The sequence below is a fragment of the Paracidovorax oryzae ATCC 19882 genome (assembly GCF_000687165.1).
Lineage (GTDB): Bacteria > Pseudomonadota > Gammaproteobacteria > Burkholderiales > Burkholderiaceae_C > Paracidovorax > Paracidovorax oryzae.
On the sequence record NZ_JMKU01000008.1, the window covers coordinates 191908 to 209799 of the forward strand.

Below are 17892 nucleotides of genomic sequence, written 5' to 3' on the forward strand. Positions count from 1 at the left end.
TCGTGCCTTTCATGCCCTGCTTTCACCGGCCCATGCGGGCGGCGAACGTGCGTGCCGTTGTGCGTGAGATTGCGCGTTCCGTCACCTTTGGAAGCACAGCCGTGGCCGGCACCTCTTGCATTTCCGGAAGCCGCCGCGACTCTCGGGGTGACAGCACCTTTTTTCGTTCCCACCGAGGAGGCATCCATGCAAGTACAGGTCCAGCACGACGAACACATCCAGGGCGGCGAGTCGCTCGTCCAATGGGTCCAGACCGAAACCGCCAGCCGGCTGGCGCGCTTCCGCGACCATCTGACCCGCGTGGAAGTGCATCTGTCGGACCTCGATGCCGGCAAGTCCGGCGGAGGAGACAAGCGCTGCGTGGCCGAGGCGCGGCTCGCCGGGCGGCAGCCGATCGCCGTGAACGCCGATGCCGACAAGGTTGCAGATGCCTTCATGGCGGCCGTGGAGAAGCTGGCCCGTGCCATCGATACCGACCTGGGCCGGCTGAAGGACAAGAACGGCCGCGAAACCATCCGCACCGTCGCGGAGTAAGAGGGGGCGGCCGGCACGGCCGTGTCCGCCGCCGCAGCGACTTGCGGGGCGTTGGCCCCCGCTGCGCTTCAGGCGCCGCGTCCGGCGCGGCCTTGCGCGATGCGCCGGCGGGGCCCCGTGGCCGGCGCCTCGACCATCCGCCCGCTGCGCTCGGCCGCGCCCTGCGCCAGCTCGCCGATCAGCGCCGCCTCCGGCAGGTTCTTCCAGTAGCGCACCGGCATCTCGCGCCGCATCATGTCCAGCTTGAGGCGCGCGGGGTTGAAGGTGTGCCGGTAATAGGTCAGCCAGAGCGCTTCGCCGGCATCGGGGGGCGGGGCATCGGCGCGCGTGGCGCCCGGCCCGGTCTGCAGCGTGGCACCGTCCCAGTGCAGGCTGCATTCGGGCGTGAGCAGCGCCCAGCGCATCTGGGTGAAGCGTTGTACGAAGAAGGCGGCGTTGGTCCGCACGATGAAATGGTCCGGCTCGAACCAGGCCACGTGCAGCGGGCCGGCGCCGCCATCCTCCACCGGGCGGAAGCGCACGAAGGCCCGCATCTTGTGCATGTCCCGCCGCACGGCGGCGGCCATCTGCCGCACGCGCGCGATGTCCGCGTCCAGCGGGTCGTGGCGCAGCGCCGGTTCGTGCGCCATGCGCCAGAGCGCGCGGTAGAGCAAGGCGAAGCGGGCCGGGTCGCGGTGCAGGCAGGCGCTCTCGCACAGCGCGAGGAAGGCCCGCGGCACATGCACGGGCGTGCCAGCCGGCTCCCCTGCGCCTTCCGGGCCCGGTGGTGGCGTGGCGCCCTGCGTGCCGCCGGCCGCGTGCCAGGCATCGGCAGCGCCGAAGAGATCGTCTTCCGCCCCGCCGGTGACCTGCCAGACCACCTGTTTCGGCACCAATCCGGCATGCAGGCAGGCGCGTGCGCCCGCCCGGAAACCCTGCCAGTCGGCAGGGTGCTGCAGGACGACGGTACGGTGCGCGGTGCCGTCGGCGGTCATGCGAACAGGCGGGCTTGCGACGGCTGCGGCGACAGCCAGGCGCGCAGGCGTGCCGGATCGCGCAGCCGCTCGGCCGGGCGGTGGTCGGCCACGCAGACGAAGGGCAGCACGCGGGACAGGGGCACGTGCAGCCGGCCCAGGTCGGCATGGCCCAGCCGGCGCACGCGCCGGGCGGCCAGCAGGCGCTCCACCGTGCGCACGCCCAGGCCGGGCACGCGCAGCAGCCGTTCGCGCGCCGCGGTGTTCAGGTCCACGGGGAAGTGCTCCGGGTGCGCCACGGCCCAGGCGAGCTTGGGGTCCATGTCCAGCGACAGCATGCCGCCCGTCCCGTCGCCCTGCGGCGCGGGCGGCACGATCTCGTCGTGGGTGAAACCGTAGAAGCGCATGAGCCAGTCGGCTTGGTAGAGCCGGTGCTCGCGCACCAGTGGCGGCGCGGCCAGGGGCAGGGCGCGCGGGGCATCGGGAATGGGGCTGAAGGCGGAGTAGTACACGCGGCGCAGGCCGAAGCCTCCATAGAGCCGTGCGCTCGTGGCCAGGATGGTGCGGTCGTCCGCGCCGTCCGCGCCCACGATCATCTGCGTGCTTTGCCCGCCCGGCGCGAAGCGCGGCGCCTCGGCCCGCCGGGCGCGGCCGGGCAGTGAGACGATGCGCTCCGTGCCGGCACGCGGCCCCTGCTGCTGCGCCCGCGCCTGCCGTGCTTCGTCGATGTGCACCGCCAGGCGGCCCATGGAGCGCTGGATGGCTGTGCCGTCCTTCTCGGGCGCCAGCGCTGCCAGTCCCTGGGAGGTGGGCAACTCGATGTTGATGCTCAGCCGGTCGGCGTAGCGGCCCGCGCGCTCCAGCAACTCGGGGGCGGCGTCCGGGATCGTCTTGAGGTGGATGTAGCCGCGGAAATCGTGGTCCTCGCGCAGCGCCCGGGCCACTTCCACCACACGCTCCATGGTGTAGTCGGGGTTCTGGATGATGCCGCTGGAGAGGAACAGCCCTTCGATGCAGTTGCGGCGATAGAAGTCCAGCGTGAGATCCACCACCTCCCGCACCGAGAAGCGGGCGCGTGGCACGTTGCTGCTGACGCGGTTCACGCAATAGAGGCAGTCGTACTGGCAGTAGTTGGTGAGCAGGATCTTGAGCAGCGAGATGCACCGCCCGTCGGGCGCATAGCTGTGGCAGATGCCCATGCCCTCCGTCGACCCGATGCCCTTGCCGCCCACGGAGTTGCGCGCCGACGTGCCGCTGGAGGCGCACGATGCGTCGTATTTGGCGGCGTCCGCGAGGATGGCGAGCTTGGATAAGGTGGACACTGTATTAATTTACAGTATCTGCCGCCGAAATGATGAAAGCCCATTCCGGGGGGGCGCCTTTACCGCGGTGGAGGAAAGGGTCGGTGCGTCAGAAGGAGCTGCCGGGCTGCTGCAGGAACAGCGCTTCTTCCGCCGTGGTCTCGCGGCCCAGCACCGCGTTGCGGTGCGGAAACCGCCCGAACCGGTCCACGATTGCCTGGTGCTGCAGCGCGAAGTCCAGGTTGTTCTCCTGCCCCAACGCGGTGAAAAGCCGCACGGATTCCGCCTGCATGCGCGCCGACTCGCTGTGCATGAACGGCATGTACAGGAACGCTCGCCGGAGCGGCGGCAGTGCGGTGTCCAGGCCCTGCGCGATGGCCTCCTGCGCGAGCACCAGGGCCATGCCGTCCTGGGCGAACGACGCTGCCTGCCCGCGCAGCAGGTTGCGCGAGAACTGGTCGAGCACGATGACCTCGGCGAGGCGCCCTGCGGCATCCGTGCGCCATTCCCACAGTTCGCCCAGCGATGCCCGGCGGTGCAGGGTAGCGAAGCGCGCGCGGACGGCTTCGTCGAAGGCTTCGTCCTTGCGGAACCATTGCTCGGGCGTGGATTCATCGAACCAGAAATGCAGGACGTCGTGGGCGTTCATGGGGTGCAGTATCGGGCAGCGCCGTGCAGTCAAAAAAGCCCTGCCGGCGCGGATGCGCCGGCAGGGCCGGGAGGGCCTGGACGAGGCCGGGGGATCAGCGGCCCCGCAGGTTGCCCTTGTCGTCGGCGATGACGATTTCCACGCGCCGGTTCATGGCGCGGCCCTCGGGCGAGCTGTTGTCGGCCACCGGGTAGGTCTTGCCGTATCCGCGGGCGGTGATGCGGTCCGGTGCGACGCCGCGCTGCACCAGCGCGCTCTGCACGGCCTGCGCACGGCGCTCCGACAGGCTCTGGTTGTAAGCGTCGCCGCCCACGCTGTCCGTGTGTCCTTCAATGATGAGCTTGCGGTCGGGGAACTGGCGCAGGAAGTTCGCCAGCTTGTCCAGCCGCGGTCCGGCCTGGGCGGACAGTTCGGCCTTGTTGAAGGCGAACAGCACGTCGCCCAGCGTCACCAGCAGGCCGCGCTCGGTCTGCTGCGCCTCGATGTCGCGCAGTTGCGCTTCCAGCGCGCGGACGCGGGCAGCATTGTCCGCGGCGCGCTGTTCGGCGCTCGCGGCCTGCAACTGCGCCTGCTGGGCGCTGCGGGCGTTCGCCTCGGCCTGCATGCGGGCCCGGTCGGCTTCGCTGGTCAGGCGCAGGCGCTCGGCATCGGCACCTGCCTTCTTGATGTCCGCATCCAGCACCCGCGAGCGGGCCACGTTGGAGGCGATGTCGGCACGCTGCGTGGCGAGATAGGCGAGGTGGTTGGCTTCGGCTGCATCGTTCTTGTCGCTCCAGACGCGGTCCGCACGGGCCAGCGTGTCGGTCGCGGCCTTCAGTTCCAGCGGGGCGTTCTGCACGACGGCCGGGTCATTGGCGGCACGGTTGACGGCGATGCGGGCGGTTTCGACCGAATCGAGCGGGGCGCGCGTCGCGCAGGCAGCCAGGAGGCCTGCGGAGACGAGCACGGCGGCGAGGGCGGTGGAGCGGCGGAGGGTATTGCGCATGGTGTGTTTCTCCCTGTCGGGTGTCATTCGGTCGGGGCTCAACGGGCGGGAGCCGGGGCGGGGGGCACCGGCATGCCGGGCACGGCGGTGGGGTTGGCGGCCGGCCGGGGCGCGATCGCAGGCGCCGGCATGGGCGCAGGCATCGGGGCAGGCACGGCGGCGGCGCCAGGGGCGACTGCGGGTGCGGGATCGCGCCGCGTGATTTCCGACTGGAGCGACTGAATGCTGGTGCGCACTTGCTGCAGCGTGGCGGCGTTGTTGGCGGCGTCCGCCTTGGTCTCCGCGACGCGGGCATCCGCTTCCGCCTCGGCGGCGTAGCGGCGGGCCATGTCGTACTGCTTGTCGGTCATGGCCTTCTCGGCCGCCACTAGCTTGTCACGGGCCCGCTGCAGTTCCACGGGTGCATTGGCCGCGACCTGCGGCTCGCCGGCCACGCGGTTGACCGTCGTGCGGGTCACGGCCATCTGGTCGGTCGGGGGCGGCGTGGACGAGCATGCCGCAAGCGCTCCCAAAGCCAGAACGGCCGTGGCGGTGCGAAGAAGGGTGGCAGTCTGCATGGCGGAACTCCTTTGAATGGGGGCGAATACCGGAGGCGGTGAGCGCGACGGTAAGGAAGGTTTCCGATTGTTGGCACCGGTCCCGGCCGGCCGCGTAGGCGCAGCGCAGCAGGCGCCGTGGGCCGTTTCTTACGGTTGCGTCTGCCGCGGGAGATCGGAAAACGCTTTTGCTTATGCGATTTCCGCGTTTGGCTGGACATCCGTGTCTTTCCAGAATCGGGGGTTCTTCCCGACGACACCCCGACCCTGCGCGGCGCGGTTGCCGCGCCGCATGCGCGCAGCCGGTCCTTTGCATGGCGGCATGTCCCGAACCGGAGACGCCCACCTTGCCGACCCCCCTCGATGAAAGCTTTGCCGACATGGCCGCGTTCGTGGCCTTGCGGCGCGACCTGCACGCCCATCCCGAACTGGGTTTCGAAGAGCACCGCACCGCGGCCGTCGTGGCCGCGCGGCTGCGCGAATGGGGCGCCGACGAGGTGCACGAGGGCATCGCGGGCACCGGCGTGGTGGGAGTGCTGCGCGGCCGCCACGCGGGCACGCGCACCATCGGGCTGCGCGCGGACATGGATGCCCTGCCGCTCGACGAGGAGAACCGCTTCTCCCACCGCTCGGTCCATGCCGGTCGCATGCACGCCTGCGGGCACGACGGCCACACCACCATGTTGCTGGCGGCCGCCTGGCACCTGGCCCGCACGCGCGATTTCGCGGGCACGGTGCACCTGGTCTTCCAGCCTGCCGAGGAGATGGGCAAGGCCGGCGCGCGCCGCATGATCGAGGAAGGCCTCTTCGAGCGCTTTCCGTGCGATGCCGTCTTCGCGCTGCACAACTTCGCGCTCGAGCGCGTGGGCGCGTTCGCCCTCAACGGCGGCGCGCTCATGGCTTCGAGCAACACCTGGCGCGTCACCCTCGCGGGGCGCGGGGCCCATGCCTCGCAGCCGCACACCGGCATCGACCCGGTGGCCGCCACCATCGATCTCGCCCAGCAGCTGCAGACCCTGGTGGCGCGGCACGTGGACGGGCGCGACCGGGCGCTGCTCGCGGTCACGCAGATCCAGGGCTCCGATGCCCCCAACGTCATTCCCGACACGGCCTGGGTCGGCGGCACGGTGCGTACTTTCTCGGTCGACGCGCTCGACCGCATCGAGGCGGCGCTGCGCCGCCAGGCGGAGCACACGGCGCTGGCGCACGGCTGCACGGCCGAGGTGCGCTTCACGCGTGCCTCGCCTCCGCTCGTCAACCACCCGGCAGAGGCCGCCTTCGCTGCGGAGGTGATGCGCGAGATCGCCGGGCCGGACGCGGTGGACGACGCGTTCCCGCCCGTGCTGGCCGCCGAGGACTTCGCCCACATGCTGCGCGTGCGCCCCGGCTGCTACGCCTTCATCGGCAACGGCCCCGGCGACCACCGCCTGCCGGGGCATGGCGACGGGCCGTGCCTGATCCACAACCGCTCGTTCGATTTCAACGACGGCATCCTCGCCACCGGCGCCCGCTACTTCGTGCGGCTGGCCGAACGGTGGCTCCATCCCGACCGGTCCTGAACGCCATGAATTCCGCCACCCCTTCGCTTTCGCAACGCCGCCGCCTGCTGGCCGTGGCAACCGCCGCCACCGTGCTGGCGGCCCTGTGCGGCACCGTGCACGCCGAGCGCGTGATCCGCATCGTCGTGCCCTTCGGCGCCGGCGCCACGCAGGACACGGTGGCCCGCACCTTCAGCAACGAACTGGGCCAGGCGCTCGGCGCCACCGTGATCGTGGACAACCGCGCGGGCGCGGGCGGCACCGTGGGCACGGCCCAGGTCGCCCGGGCAGCGCCGGACGGCAACACCCTGGTGCTCGCGGCCGCGAGCCACCACCTGGCCAGCCATCTCTATGCGCGGCTGCCCTACGATCCGGTGAAGGACTTCACGGGCGTGTCGTTCCTGGGCCGCACCGGCTACGTGGTGGGGGTGCCGGCATCCTCGGGCATCACCTCCATCGCGGACCTGATCGCGAAAGCCCGGGCGCAGCCTGGCGTACTGAACTACGCATCGGCCGGCAATGGCAGCGCATCGCACCTCGCCACCGCATCGCTGGTGGCGCAGGCGGGCGTGCAGCTGCAGCATATTCCGTTCAAGTCCACGGGCGACGCCACCACCGAACTGCTGGCCGGCCGCGTGCAGGTGGTGACGGGTGCGACCATCGGCATGCTGCCCCTGCGCGGCGATCCGCGCGTGAAGCTGCTGGCCTATTCCGGCACGGCCCGGTCGCGCTTCCTGCCCGACCTGCCCACCGTGGCCGAGTCCGGCCTGCCGGGGTATGCGTTCGACTCCTGGCTCGGCCTGCTGGCGCCGGCCGGCACGCCGACCGCCGAGGTGGAGCGCATCAACGCCGCCGTGCGCAAGGTGCTGGCCGATCCGGTCGTGCAGGAGCGCCTGGCACGCGTGGGCGTGGAGGCCGGCACCCTGCCCGTGGCCGACTTCCAGCAACTGCTGCGGGACGACGCCACGGCCGCCGGGCGGATCGTGCAGGCGGCGGGCGTGCGCGTCGAGTAGTTGCGCAGGGCCCGCGCTGCCGCCGCGGCCCGTTCAAAACAGCCGAGCCCCCAGGGGCACCTCCTGCGCCGGCGTGCACAGCACCACGTGGCCGTCGGCATCGGGAAAGCCGGTGACCAGGCATTCCGACCGGATCGGGCCGATCTGCTTGGGCGGAAAGTTCAGTACCGCGACGACCTGCCGGCCCACCAGCGTCTCGGGCGTGTAGCGCGCCGTGATCTGGGCGCTCGACTTGCGCACGCCCAGTGCGGGGCCGAAATCGACATGCAGGATGTAGGCGGGCTTGCGGGCCTGCGGAAACGGCTCGGCGGCCACGATGCGGCCGGCGCGCAGTTCCACCCGGGCGAAATCGTCCCAGGTGATCGGAGGCAGGGGGGCGGGGGCGTCGTTCGGATCGGTCATGCCGCCATGGTGCACCGCCCGCCGCGCATGGAATGTCGCGCAACGCCTGTGCTGGGTCTGCGGCGCGCGCAAAAAAAGCCAGAACCGGCAAGCGGTTCTGGCTTGGTTGTCGTCCCGGGCGGGAGCGGGCTTACTTGCCCGCGACCACGCGCACCATTTCCAGGCACTTGTTGGAGTAGCCCCACTCGTTGTCGTACCAGGAGACGACCTTCACGAAGGTGCCGTCCAGCGCGATGCCGGCATCGGCGTCGAAGATCGAGGTGCGCGCGTCGCCGCGGAAGTCGGTGGCCACCACCTTGTCTTCCGTGTAGCCCAGCACGCCCTTCAGGGCGCCTTCGGACTGGGCCTTCATCTCGGCCTTGATCTCTTCGTACGTGGCAGCCTTCTCCAGCTCCACCGTCAGGTCCACCACCGACACGTCGGAGGTGGGCACGCGGAAGGACATGCCGGTCAGCTTCTTGTTCAGCGCGGGGATCACCACGCCCACGGCCTTGGCGGCGCCGGTGGAGGAGGGGATGATGTTCTCCAGGATGCCGCGGCCGCCGCGCCAGTCCTTGTTGGAGGGGCCGTCCACCGTCTTCTGCGTGGCCGTGGCGGCGTGCACCGTGGTCATCAGGCCGCGCTTGATGCCCCACTTGTCGTTGAGCACCTTGGCCACGGGGGCCAGGCAGTTCGTGGTGCACGAGGCGTTGGAGATGATGGCCTGGCCGGCGTACGTGTCGTGGTTCACGCCATAGACGAACATCGGCGTGTCGTCTTTCGACGGCGCCGACAGCACGACCTTCTTCGCGCCCGCGTCCAGGTGCTTCTGGGCCGTCGTCTTGTCGAGGAACAGGCCCGTGGACTCGATCACCACCTCGGCGCCGATCTCGCCCCACTTCAGGGCGGCCGGATCGCGCTCCTGCGTCAGGCGGATCTTCTTGCCGTTCACCACCAGCGTGTTGCCCTCGACCGACACGGTGCCCTCGAAGCGGCCGTGCACCGAGTCGTACTGCAGCATGTAGGCCAGGTAGTCGGGCTCCAGCAGGTCGTTGATGCCCACGACTTCGATGTCGCTGAAGTTCTGCACGGCCGAGCGCAGCACGTTGCGGCCGATGCGGCCGAAGCCGTTGATACCGATCTTGATGGTCATGGTTTGTCTCTCCAAGGTTGCAAAGTCGAAAACGGGGGACTGCCACGCCGCGCCCGCTGCGTGCAGGCGCGGCGGGCGGAAGGGGTTCAGTGGGCCGTCTTGGCGGCGGGCTGCTTCTTCAGCCGCGCAGCGCCGATCGCCACCATGACGGAATCGGCCACGTTCTCCGGCGTGAATCCGAAGTGCTTGAACAGCACCGGGGCCGGTGCCGACTCGCCGAAGGTGTCGATGCCGACCACGGCGGCGCAACCGTACTTCCACCAGCCGTCGGTCACGCCCATTTCCACGGCGATGCGCGGCACGCCGGCCGGCAGCACGCTGGTCTTGTACTTCGCATCTTCACGGTCGAAGGTGGTGGTGCTGGGCATGGAGACCACGCGCACGGCGATCTTCTTCTCAGCCAGCAGCTTCTGTGCGGCCAGGGCCAGCTGCACTTCGGAGCCGGTGGCGATGATGACCGCCTGGGCCTTCTTCTTGATGCCGGCGTCGGCCGGCTCGGAGAGCACGTAGGCGCCGCGCGAGATGTCGCCCAGATCGCGCTTGGGGGCGTAGGCGAGGTTCTGGCGCGACAGCAGCAGGGCGGTGGGACGGTTGCGGTTGGACAGGGCCACGCTCCAGGCCACGGCGGTCTCGGCCGTGTCGGCGGGGCGCCAGACGTCCAGGCCCGGGATCAGGCGCAGGCTGGCGGCATGCTCGATCGACTGGTGGGTGGGGCCGTCCTCGCCCAGGCCGATGGAGTCGTGCGTGAACACGTGCACCACGCGCAGCTTCATCAGCGCGGCCATGCGGATGGCGTTGCGGCTGTAGTCGCTGAACGTGAGGAAGGTGCCGCCGTAGGGGATGAAGCCGCCGTGCAGCGCGATGCCGTTCATGATCGCGGCCATACCGAACTCGCGCACGCCGTAGTTGATGTGGCGGCCGCCCAGCTTGGCGGTTTCCGCGCCGCCGGTGTTGACTTCCACCTGCACCACGTCGCCGTTCTCGTCGAAGCGCAGCGCGGGCGTGCTCTTGGTGTTGGTGAGGTTGGAGCCCGTCAGGTCGGCGCTGCCGCCGAGCAGTTCGGGCAGCGCGGCCGTGAAGGCTTCCAGCGCGAGCTGGCTGGCCTTGCGGCTGGCCACGGTCTCGGCCTTGGTGTGGGCGTTCACCACCGTGTCCACCGCGGTCTGGGCGAAATGCCTGGGCAGGTCGCCCGCCATGCGGCGCAGGAATTCGGCGGCCAGTTCGGGGTACGCGGCGGCGTAGGCGTCGAAGCGCTGCTGCCAGTCGGACTCGGCCTGTGCGCCGGCGTCCTTGGCGTTCCAGTCGGCGTACACCTCGGCCGGGATCTCGAAGGGCACGTGGCTCCAGCCGATGGCGTTGCGCGTCAGGGTGATCTCGTCGGCGCCCAGCGGTTCGCCGTGGGCCTTGGAGGTGCCGGCGCGGTTGGGCGAGCCCTTGCCGATGGCGGTCTTGCAGACGATCAGGGTGGGCTTGTCGATGCTGGTCTTGGCGCTCTGCACCGCGGCGGCCACGGCCTCCACGTCATGGCCGTCGACCGGGCCGATCACGTTCCAGCCGCTGGCGCGGAAACGGCCGGGGGTATCGTCCACGAACCAGGGCGCGACCTGGCCGTCGATGGAGATGCCGTTGTCGTCGTAGAGCGCGATCAGCTTGCCCAGCTTCCAGGCGCCGGCCAGCGAGATCGCCTCCTGGCTGATGCCTTCCATCAGGCAGCCGTCGCCGAGGAACACGTAGGTGTGGTGGTCCACGATGGTGTGGTCCACGTCGCCGTTCTTGCGGTTGAACTCGCGGGCCAGCAGCTTCTCGGCCAGCGCGAAGCCCACGGCATTGGTGATGCCCTGGCCCAGCGGGCCGGTGGTCGTCTCGACGCCGGGGGTGATGCCGTATTCGGGATGGCCGGCCGTCTTGCTGTGCAGCTGGCGGAAGTTCTTCAGCTCGTCGATCGGCAGGTCGTAGCCCGTGAGGTGCAGCAGCGCGTACAGCAGCATGGAGCCGTGGCCGTTGGAGAGCACGAAGCGGTCGCGGTCGGCCCACTGCGGGTTGGCCGGGTTGTGGCGCAGGTGGCGGGACCACAGCGCGACGGCCATGTCGGCCATGCCCATCGGGGCGCCGGGATGGCCGGAATTGGCCTGTTGAACTGCATCCATTGCGAGTGCGCGGATCGCATTCGCCATCTGTTGAGAATTGGCCATCAGGGGCGGCTCCGGAAGGGGCTGGGGAGGGGAAAACCGCGCATTTTACCGGGCCACCCCCGGCCTTGCCCACGGGAAGTCCGAGCCCTGCACTACAGTGCGGGCCATGCAAGGCCTGCACCTCACTGCCGATCTCCATGGCTGCCGCTGCGCGCCGCGCTGGCTGCTCGATGCCGATGCGCTGGGCGAAGCCTGCCTGGACGCCGTGCGCGCCGCCGGCCTGCAGGCGGTGGGCCGGCTGTTCCATTCCTTCCCAGCGACCGCGCACGGGCCCGGAGGGGTCACCGCCACCGTGCTGCTGGCCGAGTCGCACCTGTGCATCCATACCTGGCCCGAGCAAGCCGCCGTCACGCTCGATGTGTACGTGTGCAATTTCGGCGCCGACCATTCCGCCCAGGCCCGGACGCTGCTGGACGCGTTGCTCGCACTGTTCGAGCCCGCCACGGTGCAGCGGCATGCGCTGCACCGCGGTTGGGTCGCCGACGATGGCGATGGCGCCCGGACTTCCGCTCCATGATTCCTGCATGACGCCTTTCCCGACCTCCACAGGCTCCTTTCCCTCGACTTCCCATGCCCAGCCCCCGGCCATGCTGCTGGCCGCCGGCCGGGGCGAGCGCATGCGCCCGCTGACCGACGCCACCCCGAAGCCGCTGCTCGCCGTGCGTGGCCGCCCGCTGCTGCAGTGGCACCTGGAGGCCCTGGCCGCGGCTGGCGTGCGCTCGGCCGTGGTCAACACGGCCTGGCTGGGCGATCAGATCGGCGAGCGGTTCGGTGCCCGGTTCACCGCAGGGGAGGGTTCCGCGGGCACCGGAGCGGTGGCGATCGCCTATTCCCACGAGGGCCGTGACTTCGGCGGAGCGCTCGAGACGGCGGGCGGCATCGCCCGGGCCCTGCCGCAGCTCGGTCAGGTCTTCTGGCTGGCGGCGGGCGACGTGTTCGCGCCCGATTTCCGGTTCGCGGCGGAGGATGCGGCAGCCTTCACGGCCGGCGATGCGCTGGCCCACCTGTGGCTCGTGCCCAATCCGCCACACCATCCCCGCGGCGATTTCGGCCTTGGCCCCGATGGCCGCGCGCTCGACCTGCCGGCGCACGATCCTGGTCCGCGCTACACCTACAGCACGCTCGCGCTGCTGCGGGCGGAACTCTTCGCCGAACCCTGGTGCGGCATTCCCCCCGGCAACCCCGGCGGCGTGGCCGCGCCGCTCGCGCCGCTGCTGCGCCGGGCGATGGCGCAGGGGCGCGTCACGGCGTCGCTCTACACCGGGCAGTGGACCGACGTGGGGACGCCGGAGCGGCTGGCGGTGTTGAATCGCTGAGGCCCGCGTGCCGCGCGGAGGGCGGCCGGGGACCTCCTGAATGCCTTGGCCCATGGCCCCGCGGCGGCGGGGGCGGCCGCGTCGGTGGTAGAACCTGATCTGTGTGAAGGCCATGCGGGGTACCCCCGATCCGCCGGCATTTCCCGATCCGCATCCAAAAACCAGGCAGACCGAACGATGACCGCCCTTTCCTCCCCCTACGCCCGCCGCCGCGCCCACCTCGCCTCCCTGCTGGGCGAGGGCGGCATCGCCATCATCCCCACCGCGTCCGAGCACCTGCGCAACCGGGATACCGATTACCTCTACCGGCACGACAGCTACTTCTACTACCTCACCGGATTCACCGAACCCCAGGCCTGGCTGGTGCTTACCGCGGAAGGGCGCTCCACGCTCTTTTGCCAGCCCAAGGACCTGGAGCGCGAGATTTGGGACGGCTACCGCCTGGGGCCCGACGCGGCCGTGGCGGCGCTGGGCGTGGATGCCGCCCATTCGACGGCGCAGCTGGAGTCCCTGCTGCCGCGCCTGCTGGAGAACCGCGAGCGGGTGTGGTTCCCGTTCGCCACGCACGAGGGCCTGGCGGCGCGGGTGGATGGCTGGCTGCAGAAAGTGCGCGCCCGCGTGCGTTTCGGCGCGCTGTGCCCGGCGCAGCAGGGCGATCTCTGCACGCTGCTCGACGAGATGCGGCTCGTGAAGGACGCGCACGAGCAGGATGTCATGCGCCGGGCCGCCCGCATCAGCGCAGGCGCCCATGTCCGCGCCATGCAGTGCAGCGCGCGCATGCTGCGTGCCGGCGAGGACGTGCGCGAGTACCACCTCGATGCCGAGCTGCTGCACGAGTTCCGCCGCCACGGCTCGCAGGCGGTGGCATACAACTCCATCGTCGCGGCCGGCGCCAATGCCTGCGTGCTGCACTACCGCGCCGACGCGGCGCCCGTGCGCGCGGGCGAACTGGTGCTGATCGATGCGGGTTGCGAACTCGACGGCTATGCCAGCGACATCACGCGCACATTCCCGGCCGACGGCCGCTTCACGGGGCCGCAGCGCGACGTGTACGACCTCGTGCTCGCGAGCCAGCATGCGGCCGTGGCCGCCACCAAGGCGGGCGCGCGCTTCAACGACCCGCACGATGCCACCGTGGCGGTGCTGGCGCAGGGCCTGCTGGACCTGGGGTTGCTCGACAAGAGCAAGTTCGGCTCGGCGCAGGACGTGATCGAGCAGCGCGCGTATTTCCCGTTCTACATGCACCGCACCGGCCACTGGCTGGGCATGGACGTGCACGACTGCGGCAGCTATGTGGAGCCGTCGGAAGTGGGCGACAGCAGCGAGCGCAAGGATCCGCTGTCGGGCGAGATCATCACCAACCGCCCCAGCCGCATCCTGCGCCCGGGCATGGTGCTGACCATCGAGCCAGGGCTCTACATCCGGCCGGCGCCCGGGGTGCCCGAGGCGTTCCACCACATCGGCATCCGCATCGAGGACGACGCGATCGTGACCGAGGGAGGCTGCGAGCTGATCACGCGCGACGTGCCGGTGGACGCGGGCGAGATCGAGGCGCTGATGCGCGGCTGAACGCGGCCTGCCCGGCGCTGGAGCGCTTCCTCGGCTGCCGTCAGTCCACCAGCACGAGCTGGCCGCGCATGGGTTCGGCGTGCGTGGGGAACGAGCAGTAGTAGGTGTAGCGTTCATCGGCGCGCAGGCGCGACACCGGGAAGCTGACGGAGGCGTGTTCGCCCCCCGACAGCATCTGCGTGGCCGCGATGATGCGCGCATCGCCCCGCGGCACCCAGGCGCGCTCCGGCCCGGCCCGCTGGCCGTCGGCGATCACGGTATCGATGTCCGCCGAGCGCGCCAGCACCCAGTTGTGGCCGGCTTCCTGCCAGGGCTTCCTGCCGGTATGCACCAGATGCACCGTGAAGGTCTCGCAGCGGCGGCTCACGCGGATTTCCTGCGTGCTGAAGCGCTTGCCGGGCCGACCTTCGATAGAGGCTTCGCAGGCGGTGCCGGCGTTGGCTGCGGCAGTCGGGTGGCCGGCATGTGGGGCGGGCTGGGCATGTGCGAGCGCGGCGAAGGCGGCGCTGGCGGCAAGTGCGAGGCCGCTCAGCACAGGGCGGGCCGGAAAGGAATGGGGCATGAAGACTCCTGAGAAGTGAAGGAAAGGAATGGGGAAGGGTCGTGTGCGCCTGTCAGGCGGCAGCGAGCCCGTCCACGATGACCTGTGGCAGACCGCGCGAGCACGGCTCCACGCGCGCCTGCACGTCGTACACGCGAGCCAGCAGGGCCGGATCGATGGCTTCGGCGGGAGGCCCGTCGGCCATCAACCGGCCGTCGCGCAGTACCAGCACGCGATCGGCATGGCGCAGCGCGATGCCCAGGTCGTGCAGTACCACCAGCGTGACCATGCGGTGGCGCACGGTCTCCTCGCACACCAGCGACATGACGTGGAACTGGTGGTTCAGGTCGAGCGCGGAGAGCGGCTCGTCGAGCAGCAGCACGCGCGGCTGGCGGATCAGCGCCTGGGCCAGGCCGGCCAGTTGCGCCTGCCCGCCGGAGAGCTCGTTCAGGTGCCGCATGGCCAGGTGGTCGATGCCCAGGCGCTGCAGCAGCACGGCGCCCTCCTGCACGGCACTCTCGGCACGCAGCCCGTCGCCCGCGCGCGTGTCGTGCGGCGAGGCATTGCGCGCGGCCAGCAGCGATTCAATGACGCGCAGGTGCACTGCCGCCGGCAGGGCCTGGGGCAGGTAGACGATGCGCCGCGCTCGTTCGGCCAGGCTGGCACGCTCGAGCGCCTCGCCATCCAGTTCCACGCTGCCGCCTGCGCGCACCAGTCCCGCCAGGGCCCGCAGCAGCGTGGACTTGCCGCTGCCGTTGGGACCCAGCACGGCCGTCACCGTGCCCGGCTGCAGCGCCGCCATGGTGAGGCCATCGATCACGCTGCGGCGCCCGTAGGCCACGCCCAGGCGCGCGATGTGCAGCCCGGCGCTCATGCGCGCCCCCGCGTGCGCAGCACGATGGCCAGGAAGAACGGTATGCCTACCAGCGACGTGACAATGCCTACGGGAATGACCACGCCGCCGATCAGCGTCTTGGAGGCGACGGAGGCCAGCGACAGCACCAGCGCGCCCGTGAGGGCCGCGGCCGGCAGGTAGAAGCGGTGGTCGTCGCCCACCAGCCGGCGCGCGATGTGCGGCGCCACCAGCCCGATGAAGCCGATGCTGCCCACGAACGCCACCGACAGCGCGGCCAGCAGGCTGATGCGCAGCAGCGCGCCGAGGCGCAGCCGGCGCACATCGACGCCGAAACTCGCGGCACGGTCCTCGCCCAGCCGCAGGGCCGTCAGGCGCCAGGCGTTGGCCAGCGAGAACGGCACCACCACGGCCAGCGCCACGGCCAGCACCGCCAGCTTGGGCCAGGTGGCACGCGAGAGGCTGCCCATGGTCCAGAACACCAGTCCCTGCAGCGCCTCGGCCGTGGCGACGAACTGCAGCAGCGACACCAGCGCGTTGAAGCTGAACACCAGGGCGATGCCGAACAGCACCACGCCGGTGGCGCTCATGCCGCCCCAGCGCGCCACGAGGTCCAGCAGCAGCGCCGACGTCATCGCGAACAGGAAGGCATTGGCGGGCACGGCCCACGCCGCGGGCACGCCGGGAAGGCTCCAGTCGAGCACGATGGCCAGCGCGGCGCCGAAGGCCGCGGCCGACGACAGGCCCAGGGTGAACGGGCTGGCCAGGGGGTTGGCGAGCACGGTCTGCATCTCGGCGCCGGCCAGGCCCAGTGCCAGGCCCACGGCCACGGCCATCAGCGCATACGGCATGCGGATGTCCCAGACGATCACGCGCAGCGCCGGGGGCGCGTGGGCTGCGTCCAGCAGCGTCGCGCCCAGTTGCGCGAGGGACAGCCCCGACGGGCCGGTCGTGAAATCCAGCAGCAGCGCGGCCACGATGCCGGTGGCGAGTGCCGCCAGCGCCAGCAGGCGCAGCCCGGCCAGCCGCCGGTAGGCCTGCTGCAGCGGCGCCTGCCGTGCGGCGTGGAGGGGCGGCGGCACCTGCGTGGTGGCCCCGTGCAGGCCTGCAATGGTGCTCATCGGGGCGCGCCTCCCGCGGCGGGCCGCAGATCGCCCCAGTAGGCGCCGTGCAGCGGCAGCGCCTTCAGGAAGCGGCGGTTGATCTCGTCCTGCGTGGCCTGCGGATCGACATCGGCGAAGCGATCGGGATGGAACCACCGGGCCATGGCTTCGATGGCCAGGATGTTGGTGGGCGCGTCGTAGAAGTTGTGCCACAGGCCATGGGCACGGCCCTGGCGCACGGCCGAAAGCACCTCGAAGCCCGGGCGCGCCGCGAGTGCCTGCAGGCTGGCCGACAGGTCGGCCGGGGCGACGCCGGCGCCGGCCTTGAGCATCAGCCGGTTGCCCTGCGGGCGGCTGCCGGTGGCGATGTAGATCGCGGGGTCCTCCGCGATCAGCGCTTCGAAGTGCAGGTCGCCGATGGCCCCGGGCACCTTGCCGGCGGCCACGTTCACGCCGCCCGCGGCGTCGATGAATTCGGCCATGTTGCCCTGGCCCACCGTGTGGCAGCAGCCGTCCCACACGCCGGCCAGCAGCTCTGCGAAGACGCGCGGGCGCTGGGCGGACGGAATGGACTGCACGCGCGATCGCACGCGCTGCAGGTGCTCTTCGTAGAAGCGCGCGTAGGCCTCGGCGGCCTCTTCGCGGTGGATCGCCCGGCCCAGGATGCGCATGCTGGCCGGCGTGTGCTGCACCGGCTGCGCGCGGAAGTCGATGAACACCACCGGCACGCCGGCTTTCTCCAGTTCCTTCACCAGCCCGCTCTGGCGCCCGGGGCCGTGGCCGCCCAGGCCGAAGATCGCGATGTCGGGGCGGGTGGAGACGCTCTGCTCCGAACTCACGCTGTCTTCGGACGTGCGCCCGATCACCGGAATGCGGTCGATGGCCGGGAAACGTTGGCGATAGTCCGCATAGCCGTTGGGATCCGCGAAGGGCAGTTCACCCTGCCAGCCGGCGATGCGTGCCAGCGGCTGGTCGCCTTCGATGAGCGCCAGTGCGTACAGGAAGCGGCCTTCGCCCAGCAGGATGCGCTCGACCTTGTCGGGCACCGCGACCGTGCGACCGACGATGTCGACCACGGTGCGCGCGGGCGCGGCGATGGCGGGAAGGCACAGGGCGGCGCAGAATGCGGCTGCGGTGCACGCGCGCAGCAAAGCGCGGCGCAGGAGTGGGGAAGAGGGGATGGGAACGGACGAAGAGGTCATGGCATGGCCCGCGTCGCGCGGGTCGCTTACTTAGAATGCAAATCGTTCTTATTGAAAACGGTGCACTCTAGTG

Annotated in this window: 18 protein-coding genes; 6 read left to right on the top strand and 12 right to left on the bottom strand. The window is 70.8% G+C overall.

What is annotated here, in order from left to right:
• Positions 1 to 186 precede the first annotated feature (186 nt).
• Complete coding sequence (locus T336_RS0108320) at positions 187 to 534, top strand: HPF/RaiA family ribosome-associated protein (protein WP_019703818.1); 348 nt, start codon at positions 187 to 189, stop codon at positions 532 to 534.
• Positions 535 to 602: 68 nt separating this feature from the next.
• Here the strand turns inward: T336_RS0108320 and T336_RS0108325 are convergent, their stop codons facing one another.
• The 5 genes from T336_RS0108325 to T336_RS0108345 all read right to left on the bottom strand — a co-directional run bounded on the left by T336_RS0108325 (position 603) and on the right by T336_RS0108345 (position 4979).
• A complete protein-coding gene (locus tag T336_RS0108325) occupies positions 603 to 1508 on the bottom strand; it encodes a TIGR03915 family putative DNA repair protein (RefSeq protein WP_026432194.1) in 906 nt (301 codons plus the stop codon).
• Positions 1505 to 2809, bottom strand: coding sequence for a putative DNA modification/repair radical SAM protein (locus T336_RS0108330; protein ID WP_026432195.1), 1305 nt, complete (start codon positions 2807 to 2809; stop codon positions 1505 to 1507). Before T336_RS0108330 ends, T336_RS0108325 begins: the two co-directional genes overlap by 4 nt.
• 88 nt (positions 2810 to 2897) lie before the next feature.
• Positions 2898 to 3437 carry a DUF924 family protein gene (locus T336_RS0108335; protein ID WP_026432196.1) on the bottom strand — a complete coding sequence of 180 codons (540 nt, stop codon included), beginning with the start codon at positions 3435 to 3437 and terminating at the stop codon, positions 2898 to 2900.
• A 94-nt stretch (positions 3438 to 3531) separates the two neighbouring features.
• Entirely contained in the window at positions 3532 to 4422 is an 891-nt protein-coding gene (locus tag T336_RS0108340; protein ID WP_019703814.1) for an OmpA family protein, read from the bottom strand.
• A 38-nt stretch (positions 4423 to 4460) separates the two neighbouring features.
• Positions 4461 to 4979 (bottom strand): DUF4398 domain-containing protein, encoded by a 519-nt coding sequence (locus T336_RS0108345; protein ID WP_026432197.1) that lies wholly within the window; start codon positions 4977 to 4979, stop codon positions 4461 to 4463.
• A 359-nt stretch (positions 4980 to 5338) separates the two neighbouring features.
• On the opposite strand from T336_RS0108345, the gene T336_RS0108350 reads away from it, so the two are divergent.
• Positions 5339 to 6517: a M20 aminoacylase family protein gene (locus tag T336_RS0108350; RefSeq protein ID WP_035225481.1), complete on the top strand. Its 1179-nt coding sequence runs from the start codon at positions 5339 to 5341 to the stop codon at positions 6515 to 6517.
• A gap of 5 nt (positions 6518 to 6522) precedes the next feature.
• Positions 6523 to 7509 (top strand): tripartite tricarboxylate transporter substrate binding protein, encoded by a 987-nt coding sequence (locus tag T336_RS0108355; protein WP_026432199.1) that lies wholly within the window; start codon positions 6523 to 6525, stop codon positions 7507 to 7509.
• 33 nt (positions 7510 to 7542) lie between these two features.
• Here the strand turns inward: T336_RS0108355 and T336_RS0108360 are convergent, their stop codons facing one another.
• The 3 genes from T336_RS0108360 to tkt all read right to left on the bottom strand — a co-directional run bounded on the left by T336_RS0108360 (position 7543) and on the right by tkt (position 11235).
• Positions 7543 to 7911, bottom strand: coding sequence for a tRNA-binding protein (locus T336_RS0108360; RefSeq protein ID WP_051647094.1), 369 nt, complete (start codon positions 7909 to 7911; stop codon positions 7543 to 7545).
• 130 nt (positions 7912 to 8041) lie between these two features.
• Positions 8042 to 9043, bottom strand: a complete 1002-nt coding sequence (gap, locus tag T336_RS0108365) for a type I glyceraldehyde-3-phosphate dehydrogenase (RefSeq protein WP_019703809.1) — start codon at positions 9041 to 9043, stop codon at positions 8042 to 8044.
• An 86-nt stretch (positions 9044 to 9129) separates the two neighbouring features.
• Entirely contained in the window at positions 9130 to 11235 is a 2106-nt protein-coding gene (tkt, locus tag T336_RS0108370) for a transketolase (protein ID WP_026432201.1), read from the bottom strand.
• A 106-nt stretch (positions 11236 to 11341) separates the two neighbouring features.
• On the opposite strand from tkt, the gene speD reads away from it, so the two are divergent.
• From speD to T336_RS0108385, 3 genes are all read left to right on the top strand, one after another.
• Complete coding sequence (speD, locus tag T336_RS0108375) at positions 11342 to 11752, top strand: adenosylmethionine decarboxylase (protein WP_026432202.1); 411 nt, start codon at positions 11342 to 11344, stop codon at positions 11750 to 11752.
• A gap of 7 nt (positions 11753 to 11759) precedes the next feature.
• Positions 11760 to 12551, top strand: a complete 792-nt coding sequence (locus tag T336_RS0108380; protein ID WP_020425092.1) for a nucleotidyltransferase family protein — start codon at positions 11760 to 11762, stop codon at positions 12549 to 12551.
• 177 nt (positions 12552 to 12728) lie between these two features.
• The gene (locus tag T336_RS0108385; RefSeq protein ID WP_026432203.1) at positions 12729 to 14120 is read left to right on the top strand and encodes an aminopeptidase P N-terminal domain-containing protein; all 1392 of its coding nucleotides are present in this window, start codon (positions 12729 to 12731) and stop codon (positions 14118 to 14120) included.
• Between the two features lie 40 nt (positions 14121 to 14160).
• Here the strand turns inward: T336_RS0108385 and azu are convergent, their stop codons facing one another.
• Genes azu through T336_RS0108405 form a run of 4 tightly spaced genes read right to left on the bottom strand, consistent with a single transcriptional unit; the run spans position 14161 to position 17819 of the window.
• Complete coding sequence (gene azu, locus T336_RS0108390) at positions 14161 to 14682, bottom strand: azurin (protein ID WP_026432204.1); 522 nt, start codon at positions 14680 to 14682, stop codon at positions 14161 to 14163.
• Between the two features lie 52 nt (positions 14683 to 14734).
• Entirely contained in the window at positions 14735 to 15535 is an 801-nt protein-coding gene (locus T336_RS0108395) for an ABC transporter ATP-binding protein (protein WP_026432205.1), read from the bottom strand.
• Entirely contained in the window at positions 15532 to 16635 is a 1104-nt protein-coding gene (locus T336_RS0108400) for a FecCD family ABC transporter permease (protein WP_035225484.1), read from the bottom strand. The genes T336_RS0108395 and T336_RS0108400 overlap by 4 nt, the downstream gene beginning before the upstream one ends.
• Positions 16632 to 17819 carry an ABC transporter substrate-binding protein gene (locus tag T336_RS0108405; RefSeq protein ID WP_026432207.1) on the bottom strand — a complete coding sequence of 396 codons (1188 nt, stop codon included), beginning with the start codon at positions 17817 to 17819 and terminating at the stop codon, positions 16632 to 16634. The genes T336_RS0108400 and T336_RS0108405 overlap by 4 nt, the downstream gene beginning before the upstream one ends.
• Positions 17820 to 17892 lie beyond the last annotated feature (73 nt).

Excerpts from the sequence above, each read along its gene's own strand:
- tkt (WP_026432201.1), bottom strand. The coding sequence starts at position 11,235 with ATGGCCAATTCTCAACAGATGGCGAATGCGATCCGCGCACTCGCAATG.
- T336_RS0108380 (WP_020425092.1), top strand. The coding sequence starts at position 11,760 with ATGACGCCTTTCCCGACCTCCACAGGCTCCTTTCCCTCGACTTCCCAT.
- gap (WP_019703809.1), bottom strand. The coding sequence starts at position 9,043 with ATGACCATCAAGATCGGTATCAACGGCTTCGGCCGCATCGGCCGCAAC.
- T336_RS0108350 (WP_035225481.1), top strand. The coding sequence starts at position 5,339 with ATGGCCGCGTTCGTGGCCTTGCGGCGCGACCTGCACGCCCATCCCGAA.
- speD (WP_026432202.1), top strand. The coding sequence starts at position 11,342 with ATGCAAGGCCTGCACCTCACTGCCGATCTCCATGGCTGCCGCTGCGCG.
- T336_RS0108405 (WP_026432207.1), bottom strand. The coding sequence starts at position 17,819 with ATGACCTCTTCGTCCGTTCCCATCCCCTCTTCCCCACTCCTGCGCCGC.
- T336_RS0108400 (WP_035225484.1), bottom strand. The coding sequence starts at position 16,635 with ATGAGCACCATTGCAGGCCTGCACGGGGCCACCACGCAGGTGCCGCCG.
- T336_RS0108320 (WP_019703818.1), top strand. The coding sequence starts at position 187 with ATGCAAGTACAGGTCCAGCACGACGAACACATCCAGGGCGGCGAGTCG.
- T336_RS0108325 (WP_026432194.1), bottom strand. The coding sequence starts at position 1,508 with ATGACCGCCGACGGCACCGCGCACCGTACCGTCGTCCTGCAGCACCCT.
- T336_RS0108340 (WP_019703814.1), bottom strand. The coding sequence starts at position 4,422 with ATGCGCAATACCCTCCGCCGCTCCACCGCCCTCGCCGCCGTGCTCGTC.
- T336_RS0108355 (WP_026432199.1), top strand. The coding sequence starts at position 6,523 with ATGAATTCCGCCACCCCTTCGCTTTCGCAACGCCGCCGCCTGCTGGCC.
- T336_RS0108395 (WP_026432205.1), bottom strand. The coding sequence starts at position 15,535 with ATGAGCGCCGGGCTGCACATCGCGCGCCTGGGCGTGGCCTACGGGCGC.
- azu (WP_026432204.1), bottom strand. The coding sequence starts at position 14,682 with ATGCCCCATTCCTTTCCGGCCCGCCCTGTGCTGAGCGGCCTCGCACTT.
- T336_RS0108335 (WP_026432196.1), bottom strand. The coding sequence starts at position 3,437 with ATGAACGCCCACGACGTCCTGCATTTCTGGTTCGATGAATCCACGCCC.
- T336_RS0108345 (WP_026432197.1), bottom strand. The coding sequence starts at position 4,979 with ATGCAGACTGCCACCCTTCTTCGCACCGCCACGGCCGTTCTGGCTTTG.
- T336_RS0108360 (WP_051647094.1), bottom strand. The coding sequence starts at position 7,911 with ATGACCGATCCGAACGACGCCCCCGCCCCCCTGCCTCCGATCACCTGG.
- T336_RS0108385 (WP_026432203.1), top strand. The coding sequence starts at position 12,729 with ATGACCGCCCTTTCCTCCCCCTACGCCCGCCGCCGCGCCCACCTCGCC.